The following is a 13,149-nucleotide window of genomic DNA, read 5'->3' on the forward strand; positions in this document are numbered from 1 at the left end:
AAACCTCTCCGTATTCTCTCTTAGTCTTGTTCAGAAATCAAATAGGAGTCCTATATAACGATAAAGTATCTTGGTACAAGGTAACGGGTGACAAAGGTTGGTATGCCTACACTGGTAAGAATTATACAGGTACAGCATACTATCTAAAACCAGGCAGCAAAGGTAACTTATACGGCTATGCTAACAACAACTGGGAGTCTGCCAAACCTGCATATTAACTCGGTTCTATTTGATACCGCAGACTAGAATCCTGAAAAACCTAAAATAGAAAAGAATGCTCTCACCTTCGCTTTTAGCTGAGTAACACTCTTTTCTTCTAGTTCGTAGGGGCGAGGTCGTTTTCGCTCCTACTTTTTCATTTTCAATAAAGATAGCACAAATAAACCTAAATGGTAATACCCATAGCTTGATTGAGCGTAGGAGTACGCGAACAGCATGACAGTCAAGTTGCACAGGGACTAACCAAGTAATCCCCGGATTTTTTATGAAATATCAGGTTGTTCTCCAACACAGTGAAGAAGATTGTGGCGCTGCTTGCCTTGCAACTGTTGCCAAACATTACGGACGCACTTTGACTCTGAGCCGGGTACGAGAAGCGGTAGGCACGGGAGCGCGAGGTACTACCCTACTTGGTTTAAATCGGGGTGCAGAAGCTCTGGGATTTAATGTCCGCCAAGTCAAAGCTTCTCCTCAACTAGTTGACAGTTTAGATAAAGCTCCAATGCCCGCAATTATACATTGGAAAGGCTACCACTGGGTAGTTTTATACGTGCAAAAGGGTAAACAATATGTAATTTCAGATCCAGGTTTTGGTATCCGCTACCTCAGCCGTAAGGAATTAGTTGAGGGTTGGAGCAATGGGATTATGCTGCTATTGATGCCAGATGACACCCGTTTTTATGAGCAGCCGGATGACAAAATGACTGGCTTTGGACGTTATCTAGTGCGTGTTTGGCCTTATCGCTTCCTTCTAGGCCAGGCGATCGCCATCAATATTGTAATCGGACTTTTGTCTCTGGCCTATCCTTTGATGATGCAACTCCTCACCGATGATGTCCTAGTGCGGGGAGATACTCAACTATTAACTACCGTGGCAATTGGAGTAATTGCCATAAACTTGTTTAAAAGTGGAATTGGTTTGGTACAGTCTCACCTGATCGGTCACTTCGGTCAACGGTTACAATTAGGACTACTGCTGGACTACGGTCGAAAACTTTTACACTTGCCCTTATCTTACTTTGAAGGACATCGTAGCGGGGAAGTCGTCAGCCGAATTGCCGACATTCATTCGATCAATGAGTTAGTTTCGCAGATTGTCCTTGGTTTACCTAGCCAATTTTTTATTGCTGTAGTTTCCTTGGGCTTTATGGTGTTTTTGAGTTGGCAATTGACTCTGGCTTCTATACTTGCATTTGTCATCGTCACCTTAGTTAACCTACTTTTCTTACCCGCTTTGCGCCAGAAAACCCGTAAGCTGATCGTTTTAGGCACTGAAAACCAAGGCTTTTTGGTGGAAACTTTTCGTGGCGTCCAAGTACTCAAAACAACCCAAGCAACTCCCCAAGCTTGGCAAGAGTATCAAAGCAATTATGGTCGCCTCGCTAACTTGGGTTGGAGTACGATGAAATTGGAGCTATACAGCAGCACATTCACTAATGTTCTTTCAACTATAACTAATATAGGTTTACTCTGGTTAGGTAGTTATTTAGTAATTAATCACACATTATCTATTGGTCAGCTACTAGCCTTTAACGGCATGAGTGGCAACTTTCTCGGTTTCTTAACTTCAGTAATTGGGTTAGCTGATGAGTTTATTACTGCCCAAATTGTCATCCAACGGATGTCAGAAGTGATTGATGCTACCGCAGAAGACTCGAATGAAGAGAAAAAGCCTTGGGCAGAAATATCCACTAATGCGAATATTATCTGCACTAAAGTTAACTTTCACCATGCTGGTAGAGTTGACCTTTTACAAGATTTTACTTTGACTATGCCTGGTGGTAAAGCTATTGCTTTAATTGGTAAATCTGGTTGTGGTAAAAGTACCCTAGCCAAACTGATTGCTGGTTTATATTCCCTCCAGTCAGGCAATATCCGTTATGGCATCTATAACAGACAAGACTTATCTGTAGAATGTCTGCGACAGCAGGTAGTCTTAGTCCCGCAAGATCCGCACTTCTGGAGTCGCTCAATCTTTGATAACTTCCACTTCAGCTATCCTGACGTGACTTTTGAAGAAATTGTCACAGCTTGCCAGATTGCAGGAGCTGATGAATTCATTAGCGAATTACCTGACAAGTATCATACCGTCTTAGGAGAATTTGGAGCGAATCTTTCTGGTGGACAACGGCAGAGATTAGCGATCGCCAGAGCGATAATTACTAATCCGCCGATACTGATTTTAGATGAATCCACTGGCGCTCTCGATCCGGCCAGTGAAGCTGAAGTATTAGATCGACTGCTTACCTATCGCCAAGGCAAAACGACAATTTTAATTAGTCACCGTCCCAAAGTCATCGGGCGAGCCGATTGGATTGTATTACTAGAGAAAGGACGTTTGCAAATCCAAGGTTCTCCAGAAGAATTGCGCCAAATTGCTGGCGATCACTTAGGCTTCCTAGACGATGTTCGCTCATCAACTCCTAGCTTACTAGTGAATTCCGGCTCTCCTGCTAATGGCAAATACGTCACCATCAGTTAACTAATTCGTAATTCGTAATTAATTCTGTTTAGGTACTTGTTATGGTTAGTCAATCTAATTCTGTCGTACTTCCCCAAGCTGAAGAAAACGATTTTCTGCCACCACTTGGTAATTGGACTACTATTGGTGGTGCGATCGCCTTGGTTAGTGTAACAATAGCAGTTGCCGTCGCCTCTGTAACTCAATACAAAGTCACCGTTCAAGCACAGGCAAGCCTGCGTCCAGCTGGTGAGTTGCGGCTGGTTCAGGCTGCTACGGAAGGCCCAGTTATACGGATTTTTGTGAAAGAGAATCAGGTTGTCAAAACAGGAGATGCGATCGCTACTATTGACGACTCCCGCCTGCAAACCAAAAAGAGCCAATTACAAAATGGCATTGGGCAAACAAAATTACAACTGGTGCAAATCACCGCTCAGATTCATGCTGTTAATAACCAAATTCTAGCCCAAACTGACAGCAGTAACCGTGCGGTTGCGGGGGCTGAAGCTCAATTGAGCAGTCGCAAGCGGGACTATCGAGACAAGCAAATTACTACTGTTAGTGATGTCCAAGAAGCCTCTGCAAACGTCAGAGCAGCAACTGCTGGCTTAACAGCAGCCCAGACAAAGCGAAACCGATATGAGAGCGTAGCCAAAATTGGAGCTTTGTCACAAGATCAATTCGAGGAAGCACAACTAGCTGTTCGCCAGCAAGAACAAGTACTTGAGGCTGCCAAAGCCAAATTGCAAAGCTTACAAACTGCCCTGAATCCAACTTCCGCAGAAATTGCGATCGCCCAAGAACGCATTGCTCAAGAAAAAGCTACAGGGCAAGCTAACATCGCCACATTAGACAAAGAACGTAACGCGCTTATTCAGCAACGGATTGAAACACAAAAACAGTTTGAACATGATGGCCGTGAACTTAAACAAGTGAATATCGAGCTTAAGGAGACGATCATTTCTGCAACAGCAGACGGTGTGATTTCCAAGCTAAACCTACGTAACCCCTCGGTTTATAATTCCGCAAAAACTCTATGGACGGGAAGCAGAATTAGAGACGCTATTGGCGGCTTTCCTTCGCATTACCAATGGCACTACTGAACTGATGTTGGTTGCAGGCTATTCTGGAGTGGGCAAATCAGTTCTAGTTAATGAGGTTCATAAACCTATTACAGCCAAACGCGGCAATTTTATTACTGGTAAATATGACCAGTACCAAAAAAATATTCCCTACTACGCGATTTCTCAAGGCTTCAATTACCTGTGTAATCAATTATTGACTGAAAGCGAATCAGTTTTAAAACAATGGCAAGAACAAATATTAGCTGCTGTTGGCAATAATGGACAGGTTTTAATTGATGTTATTCCCAATTTAAAATTGGTGATTGGCGAACAACCTCCTGTAGCTCAGGTAGCTGGACAAGAAGCCCAAAACCGTTTTAATTTAGTCTTCCAAAATTTTATCAAGGCTATTTGTCAGGCTGAACATCCCCTCGTTTTCTTCGTTGATGACTTGCAATGGGCTGATAGTGCTTCGCTAAAACTGCTCAAGATTATTTTAGGCGATCGCAACATTCAAAATTTACTTATCGTTGGAGCTTATCGAGATAATGAAGTAGATTCCATCCATCCATTAATGATGACTTTGGATGAGATTAAGAAAGAGGGAGGATTTGTATCCAAGATTCATTTACAAAACCTGACTCCAAAAGATGTAAATGCTTTAATTGCGGAAGCATTGGGCTGTTCAACTATCTTTAGTCAGCCATTAACTAATTTGGTTTACGAGACAACTCAGGGTAATGCCTTCTTTATCACTGAATTTTTGAAATCTCTCTATACAGATATGTTACTCAGTTTTGATTATCCCAAAAAGCAGTGGTGTTGGGATTTAGAGCAGATTCAAGCTAAGGACATTACTGATAATGTTGTGGAATTAATGACAATAAAAATTGTCAATTTAGCAGAAGTGACTCAGAAAAATTTGCAGTTAGCTGCTTGTATTGGCAATAATTTTGATTTGTCTACATTGGCTGTGATTTCTCAACAATCAGCCAAGCAAGTATTAGACCACTTATTACCAGCACTACAAGAAAGTTTAATTGCCCCGACAAATAATCAATATTATCTGAGAAATTTTAGGGATGAGAAAAAAGCTAGTTATAAATTCCAGCACGATCGCGTCCAACAAGCTGCCTATTATTTGATTCCAGAAGCGCAAAAGAAAGCAACCCACCTGAAAATTGGGCGACTGATATTGAGCAACACATCAGCAGCAGAGCAAGAAGAGAAAATTTTTGAAATTGTTAACCAATTAAATATTGGTGCAGAGTTAATTGACACTGAAAACGAACAGAATGAATTAGTCAAGTTGAATTTATTGGCAGGAGCTAAAGCTAAGGCATCTGCTGCTTATGAAGCTGCTTTGGGATATTTTTTAATAGGCAGTAAATTGCTAGCAGTAGATTGTTGGCAAACAAACTATGACCTCACATTAACATTATTTGAGTCAGCAGCAGAAGCAGCACTTCTGTGCAGTGACTTTACACAAATGAATAGATGGGTAGAAGAGGTACTGCAACACGCCAAAACTTTGTTAAACAAGGTGAAAGTTTATGAGATCAAAATCACAGCCCTTACACTTGAGGGCGAGTTGCAAGCAGCTACCACAACTGGTCTAGAAGTGCTACAAGCTTTGGAAATTAACTTTCCCTCTCCTTTGAGTCCCTTAGAACTGGGCAAAGCGCTACAGCAAACAGCAGATCATCTGGCAGGAAGGGAAGTTAAATACCTGATCAATTTGCCTCAAATGCAGTCAGATCAACAACTAGCAGCGATGCAAATTATTTCTAGCATCGTGTCACCTGCCTTTCGGGAAGGACATGAGGTACTCCCATTCTTGGTTTTAAAGATGGTGAATTTATCTCTGGAACATGGCAATACGGCACTATCAACAATTGGCTATGTGATGTACGGTTTAATTCTCTGTGGAGTCTTAGTAGAGATTCCATTGGGCTATCAATTTGGTCAACTTGCTTTGAGCCTGCTAGAACTTTACGATGCTCAATATCTGGAATGCCACATCAACTTTGTCTTTAATGTTTGTATCTGCCATTGGCAAGAACCAGTCCAGAAAACCATCAAGCCCTTAAAAGAAGCCTATCAAATTGGTAGAGACCAAGGAGATATAGAATTTTCCCGTCTTTGTGTTGTTTATGATAGCGTGCATTCCTTGGTGTGTGCAGAAAACTTGGTGGAAGTTGAACGGCAAATTGCTAGCTATCATTATAGCTTCCGTCAAGGCCAAAACAAAATGGCTCTTGAGTATCTAGCTATTTATTGGCAATTAACCTTAAATCTGCTGGGGGCAGAAAATACTTGTCTTTTAAGTGGGGCAGCTTATCGGGAGGAGCAAATGCTACTTTGGCATCAGCAAGCTAACGATCGCACTGGACTAGCACTTCTATATTGCTCAAAGCTTATTCTCTGCTATCTTTTCCAAGATTTCCTGCAAGCCGCAGCCAATGCCCAAGAGTTGGAAAAGTGTCTAAATGCAGTAACCGGAACCATAATCGTACCACTTGACAATTTTTACGATTCTCTAACGGCATTAGCAATATATGCTGATGCACTGCCGTCAGCACAAAAAGGCTTATTAGAAAAAGTCACAGCCAATCAAGCCAAAATGCAGAATTGGGCGAATTACGCACCAACAAATTTATTGCACAAATTTTATTTAGTGGAAGCTGAACGGCATCGAGTTTTAGGACAAAAAGCTGAGGCAATTGAGATGTATGATCGCGCGATCGCTAAAGCGACAGAACATGAATATCTTAACGAACAAGCGATCGCTAATGAACTGGCTGCTAAATTTTATCTCCAATGGGGCAAAGACAGAATTGCTCAAGATTATCTACTCAATGCCCACTATGCCTACACTCGCTGGGGAGCTAAAGCAAAAGTAGAAGATTTAGAAAAACGCTATCCCCAATTTTTCATCCAAACCGCAAGAAACTCTCAATTTCCAACCTCTCAAACTATCTCTACTAATACTACCCGCTCAACTTTCTTAGATTTAAAAAGCATCCTCAAAGCCTCCCAAATTCTGGGGCGAGAAATCAAGCTTGATACTTTACTGACCAAACTAATGACAATCGTCATTGAGAATGCTGGGTTAATAGTGGTTAAGTATATTCGGGAAGAGTTGAAAAATCAAATTGTGCGGGTGATTTTACGCACAGGACAACCAGGAGATGCACCAGAAGAATCGGTGATTTTGAACTATGATATTAATGATTATAAGCTGAAGGTGGAACTGACTCGCCAAAAGTTAATTACAAGTGTGATCGCGGCTTTAAGATCATACCGCGATTTAATCACCATAGAAAAACAAACAGCACAATTAACTCAAGCATTGCACGACCTGCAACAGACACAATACAGTCTCGTGCAAAAGGAAAAAATGTCGGCACTGGGGAACCTGGTTACAGCGATCGCCCACAAGATTAATAATCCAATTAACTTTATTGCGGGCAACTTGAAACCTGCTCAGGAATATATCCACGACTTGTTCGGACTTATCGACCTTTATCGGCAAACCTTTCCTGAACCGGGAGCAGAAATTGAGAAAGCGATCGCCACAATTGATTTAGACTATCTCCAAGAAGATTTACCTAAACTCATCTGTTCCCTGAAAGAAGGTAGCGATCGCATCCGTGGCATCAGCGCCAGTCTCCGCACATTCTCTAGAGGAGATAGCGATCGCAAGGTTCTTTTTAATATTCATGAAGGCATTGAAAGTACATTACTCATTCTGAAGCACCGATTAAAAGCCAATGAGCATCATCCTGTAATTGAGCTAGTCAAAGATTATGGGCAAATACCTCAATTAGAATGCTTTCCTGGGCAACTCAACCAAGTGTTTATGAATCTTATTGCTAACGCTATTGATGCTTTGGAAGAATCTAACAAAGGGCGTAGTTTCCAGCAAATCCAGAACAATCCCAATCGCATCACAATTCAAACCACCTTGTCTGAAGATCAGCGTCACGTCTTAATCAGAATTCAAGACAATGGCGAGGGAATGTCGGAAAATGTCAAGCAAAAACTGTTTAGTTACTTATTCACCACCAAGGCAGTAGGGAAAGGTACAGGTTTGGGATTGTCAATTTCCCGGCAGATTGTGCAAGAAAAACATGGTGGACAACTCACAGTGACATCTGAGTTAGGTAAAGGTACAGAATTGGCGATCGTCATTCCAGTCGGGAGTGGGGAGTGGGGAGTTAGGAGTTAGGAGTTAGGAGTGGGGAGTTAGGAGTGGGGAGTTAGGAGTTTGAAGGGAATGCCCAATGCCCAATGCCCAATGCCCAATGCCCAATGCCCAATGCCCAATGCCCCATAACTAATTCCAATCCTGTTCCTCTTTCTTACCGCGACTTTTGTAAATTCCCCCCAAATCATGAATTTTGCGAGTTTTATCAAAAAGCTCGGCTTCGGTCAAACCCCACTGCTGCAAAACTTTATCTAGGTCTTTTTGGATATCTCTCGCCCCTGGAAACCCTTGATAACGCATTCGCAGTCGAGCTAATTCTGCTAAGTTATGGTCTGTCGCCTCTTGAAGGAGTAAAATATCAATAACAGGGCGATCGCGGTTATAAAGAGGATGCTGTTGGTCTTTCCCTGCGGGTGCATCGGTCATCTTGAGTTAAGAGTACTGAGTTCTGAGTTTTAAGTTTAGCCCAGAGCAGAGGAGCAGAAAAGGCAAAAGAAAATCATCTTCTGCACTGAAAAATTAATTGTAAAATTGATAACTCCTTACCTACTTATCAGTCCGAACTTATCACTTTTAACTCCTAACTCCTCACTCATAGTAGACGGCAACTACACCTGAGGTCTTACGGCTCTCACCACTGCCACTTAACTTTAAATAAAGTTACATTAGTCGTTAAGAAAATACAAAAAACTTTAGATGAGGGTGAATTTTATCTCACCCAAAGTCCAAGCAGCTAGGGAGCAAGAACCCGCTATGTTTGAACACTTCACTTCCGAAGCCATTAGAGTAATTATGCTAGCTCAGGAGGAAGCACGTCGCCTGGGACATAACTTTGTAGGAACTGAACAAATTCTCCTGGGTTTGATGGGAGAAGGAACTGGGGTTGCTGCTAAAGTGCTGGCCGAGTTAGGCGTTACCCTCAAAGACGCACGTCGCGAGGTAGAAAAAATTATTGGTAGGGGTTCTGGCTTTGTACCACCAGAAATTCCTTTTACCCCGAAGGTGAAAAGCCTCTTCGAGCAATCGTTTAAAGAAGCTCATAGTCTGGGACAGAATTACATCAACACTGAACACTTACTCTTAGGATTGACCGAAGCTGGTGAAGGTGTCGCCGCCAAAGTACTGCAAAATCTAGGAGTTGACTTCAAGAGTGTCCGCAGTGCCATAGTTCGCCGTTTGGGTGAAAATGCACCGGCTTTCGCTGGTAGTGGTAGTCAAAAGCGCACCCAACCGCTAACTATGGAAGAGTTTGGCAGGAATTTGACCAAATTAGCACAAGAAGGCAGACTCGACCCCGTAGTCGGTCGCCAGAAGGAAATTGAGCGTGCCATCCAAATTCTTGGTCGCCGCACTAAGAATAATCCAGTGTTGATTGGAGAACCAGGAGTTGGTAAAACTGCGATCGCAGAAGGTCTAGCTCAACGTATTATCAACCAGGATGTTCCCGAAAGTTTGCAAGGCAAACAAGTTATCAGCCTCGATATGGGGTCATTGGTAGCTGGAACTCGCTTCCGTGGCGATTTTGAAGAACGGATCAAAAAAGTTGTGGAAGAAGTCCGCACTGTGGGCAATATCATCTTGGTGATTGACGAAATTCACACCTTGGTTGGTGCTGGTGGTACAGAAGGTGGCTTGGATGCAGCCAACATCCTGAAACCTGCCTTAGCACGAGGTGAACTCCAGTGTATCGGCGCAACTACCATTGATGAATATCGTAAGCATATCGAGCGTGATGCCGCCCTAGAGCGTCGCTTCCAACCGATTATGGTCGGGGAACCCTCAGTAGAGGAAACCGTACAAATTCTTTACGGTTTGCGCGGTGCTTATGAACAACACCACAAAGTCACAATTTCCGATGCGGCACTTGTAGCAGCAGCAGAATTATCAGACCGCTATATTAGCGATCGCTTCTTGCCCGATAAGGCAATAGACTTGATTGATGAAGCAGGTTCTCGCGTTCATCTGCGGAACTCTCAGAGTTCTCCAAATAAAGAACTTAAGCGTGAGCTCGCTGGCGTTACCAAATCTAAAGAAGCAGCAGTCAGAGTCCAAGATTTTGACAAAGCTGGAAGCCTGCGCGACCAAGAGTTAGAACTGGCAGAACAACTGGAAGCAACCTTTACACAAAATGGTCAACCTGTCAACTCTAATGTAGTTAACGAAGAAGACATCGCCCAAATAGTTGCCTCTTGGACTGGCGTACCAGTTAACAAACTAACTGAATCTGAATCAGAGTTGCTCCTACACCTAGAAGACACTCTGCACCAACGAATCATTGGTCAAGAGCAAGCAGTCTCGGCTGTATCTCGTGGTATCCGTCGCGCCCGTGTCGGACTAAAAAGCCCAGATCGTCCCATCGCTAGCTTTATCTTCTCTGGCCCCACTGGAGTCGGTAAAACAGAATTGGCGAAGGCACTAGCTGGCTACTTCTTCGGTTCGGAAGACTCGATGATTCGCCTAGATATGTCCGAATACATGGAAAGTCACACCGTCGCCAAGCTGATTGGTTCGCCTCCTGGTTATGTGGGATACGACGAAGGCGGACAACTTACAGAAGCCGTGCGGCGGAAACCTTACACAGTGCTGCTATTCGACGAAATCGAAAAAGCACACCCCGATGTATTCAATATGCTGCTGCAAATCTTGGATGACGGTCATCTTACCGATGCCAAAGGTCGGAAAGTGGACTTCAAGAACACGCTGATCATTTTGACTTCTAACATCGGTTCCAAGGTGATTGAAAAAGGTGGTAGTGGTTTAGGCTTTGACTTCGACACTCAAGCCGACGCTAGTTATAACCGCATCCGCAGCTTGGTAAATGAGGAATTGAAAGCTTACTTCCGTCCTGAGTTCCTCAACCGTCTCGATGAGATTATCGTCTTCACCCAGCTTTCCAAAGATGAAGTTAAGCAAATCGCTGAAATTATGCTCCGCGATGTTGCTAGCCGCTTGACGGAAAGAGGAATTATCCTAGAAGTTAGCGATCGCTTCAAAGAACGTGTGATCCAAGAAGGCTACAACCCCAGCTATGGTGCTAGACCACTACGCCGGGCAATTATGCGCCTCCTAGAAGATTCCCTCGCCGAAGCAATGCTGTCTGGTGAAATTACAGATGGAGACACAGCGATTATCGATGTTGATGATGACTCTCAGATAAGAGTTAAAAAATCAGAAAAACGAGAATTACTGTTGGCAAATGCTGGCTAATTTTATACCTGATCGCTTTTTGCTGTAATATTTGAGAAATACTCTAGCCTCTTATCTAAGTAGAGGTACAAGCAGGGGCATCTCCGATAAACATCAAGTGAAATGGTATTATATCTCACCCCTGGTAGAAATACTGGGGGCTTTTTTTATCCAATGACTTTTTAGTGGGCAATACCCACCTACCCACAGGTGTTTATAATCAGTTTAAGATATATAGGATTGATATTTGATTTTTGAAATATACGTAGGGTGCGTTACGCCAAAGGCTAACGCACCACCTCTGATTCCAGGTGCGTTACGCTACGCGATAACACACCCTACATATACTTAGATTTTTTCACAAATCAAATCGGATTGCTATAGCAGCAATATGATTTAAAATCAGAATTTTCACATAGTTAAAGATACTATCAGAACTGATGACAAAGGACGTTTATTATCCAAAATAAAATTGGCTGTATTTTTGATTTAGAGGAAGGATAAGAAATCAGGCGTTGCTGAATCAAGGGATGATTTTTGTAGGGTGGGCCGAAAAGCGCGCCCCGAAATACAAGGGACGGGCTTTTCGGCCTATCCCACAAAACTAGCAAAATCATCCCGCTTTCTCTGCAACGCCAGAAATCATTGTTAATCAAAAATACGAATATAGCGTTTTTTTGCGGTAGAGATAATATCTTATTTTTTTCAACAAACTCATTGCGATATTGATTCCTCTGCCAGGAATTCTGATACTGCTTCACCATCAACAGCATTATCGGAATCACCAGATTTAGAAAAACCATCTGCTACATCTTTGATAAAACCAGCTATAGGTACCGCAACTACCAAACCCAAGACTCCAGCAACATTGGTTCCTACAAGCAAGGCAATTAACACCCATATTGGTCTAAGCCCAGTAAATTTACCTAATAATCGTGGTGCGATCGCCTGATCAATTAACTGATCAATCACAACAGCTACCGCAGCAACCTTCGCTGCTAACCAAAAATCATGTATGGCTATTATAAAAGTGATTACAATCAGACTGACGACATCACCAAACGGAATTAAGCTCAAAAGCCCAACTCCCAAACCAAAGAGTAAAGCAAACTGGACTTGAAAAGCTAAAAACAATAATGTTACTGAAAAACCCATCAGTAAAGCCAAACTTCCCTGACCAATCAAGTAATTTTGGAAGTTTTGCTGAATAGACTGGCTGATATCTTGGGCAACATTTCCAGGTAACTTCTTAAATATCGCCTCCCAAATTCTTGGCCCATCTAACAACAGATAAAAAGTCAATACAACTGTGATTAATGACTCAGAAATACTATCAATAGTATCTATAATAATGCTTAAAAGCTTATCGGAAATAAACTCTAATTCATTGGGCAATTTGTTGGTTATTTGTGTTAGTAACTGACTAAGATTCACATTTAATTTGTGCCTAAAAAACCAATCATTTAAAATCTGAAGTTTTTCTTCACTAGAATCAATCCATTGGGGAAGGACTTTAACCATCTCATTAAATTGCTCTACAACAATAGGCAATAAAGTGATACCCAGAGCAACAACAATTACCAATGCTAATATAAAAACTAATGCTACTGCATAGCCTCGTTTAACTCCCCGTTGTTGGAGTATCGAAACAGGATAGTTTAAAACGAATGCAAGCAAAGTAGCTAAGACAAGAATTGTGACGACAGGTTGAAGATTTTTAACAAGCAAAAATGCTAGCCAAGCATTGAGAAAGACTAGAGGAAATAGCAGCGTAAAAATTAACCATCTAAGTAGTTGATTCAGTGAAAAATTCATCATTAATTTAGAAATCGAAATTATTCTAGTTACTAGATTGAACCTGAAACTTAAATATGCCTAATGGGAAGTAATTGAAGAAGAATTCAGAAGTCAGAATACATTCGTCAGAATCAAGACGCTCTCTGCGAGACGCTGCGCGAACGCGGACACGAGAAAGCGTGACGCTATCAGTCGGGGATTCAGACCCGCGA

7 protein-coding genes are annotated in these 13,149 nt (G+C 42.3%); 5 read left to right on the forward strand and 2 right to left on the reverse strand.

Features of this window, described 5'->3' with window-relative positions; genetic code table 11:
• The 4 genes from PUQ00_RS29660 to PUQ00_RS29675 all read left to right on the forward strand — a co-directional run.
• On the forward strand, positions 1–218 hold a 218-nt coding region (locus PUQ00_RS29660), incomplete at its 5' end, for a hypothetical protein (RefSeq protein WP_300423287.1).
• A gap of 266 nt (positions 219–484) precedes the next feature.
• Entirely contained in the window at positions 485–2,701 is a 2,217-nt protein-coding gene (locus PUQ00_RS29665; protein WP_300423289.1) for a peptidase domain-containing ABC transporter, read from the forward strand.
• A gap of 41 nt (positions 2,702–2,742) precedes the next feature.
• Positions 2,743–3,783, forward strand: a complete 1,041-nt coding sequence (locus PUQ00_RS29670; RefSeq protein ID WP_300423291.1) for a biotin/lipoyl-binding protein — start codon at positions 2,743–2,745, stop codon at positions 3,781–3,783.
• Entirely contained in the window at positions 3,746–7,975 is a 4,230-nt protein-coding gene (locus tag PUQ00_RS29675; protein ID WP_300423293.1) for an AAA family ATPase, read from the forward strand. The genes PUQ00_RS29670 and PUQ00_RS29675 overlap by 38 nt, the downstream gene beginning before the upstream one ends.
• Before the next feature lie 108 nt (positions 7,976–8,083).
• Here PUQ00_RS29675 and PUQ00_RS29680 read toward each other — a convergent pair whose 3' ends face one another.
• The gene (locus PUQ00_RS29680) at positions 8,084–8,380 is read right to left on the reverse strand and encodes a DUF3288 family protein (RefSeq protein WP_300423294.1); all 297 of its coding nucleotides are present in this window, start codon (positions 8,378–8,380) and stop codon (positions 8,084–8,086) included.
• Positions 8,381–8,707: 327 nt separating this feature from the next.
• Here PUQ00_RS29680 and PUQ00_RS29685 point away from each other — a divergent pair, with 327 nt between their 5' ends.
• Positions 8,708–11,161: an ATP-dependent Clp protease ATP-binding subunit gene (locus PUQ00_RS29685; protein ID WP_300423295.1), complete on the forward strand. Its 2,454-nt coding sequence runs from the start codon at positions 8,708–8,710 to the stop codon at positions 11,159–11,161.
• A gap of 693 nt (positions 11,162–11,854) precedes the next feature.
• Here PUQ00_RS29685 and PUQ00_RS29690 read toward each other — a convergent pair.
• Positions 11,855–12,955, reverse strand: a complete 1,101-nt coding sequence (locus tag PUQ00_RS29690; protein WP_300423296.1) for an AI-2E family transporter — start codon at positions 12,953–12,955, stop codon at positions 11,855–11,857.
• Between the last annotated feature and the right edge of the window lie 194 nt (positions 12,956–13,149).

It is taken from the genome of Nostoc sp. S13 (assembly GCF_029379315.1).
Taxonomy (GTDB): domain Bacteria; phylum Cyanobacteriota; class Cyanobacteriia; order Cyanobacteriales; family Nostocaceae; genus Nostoc.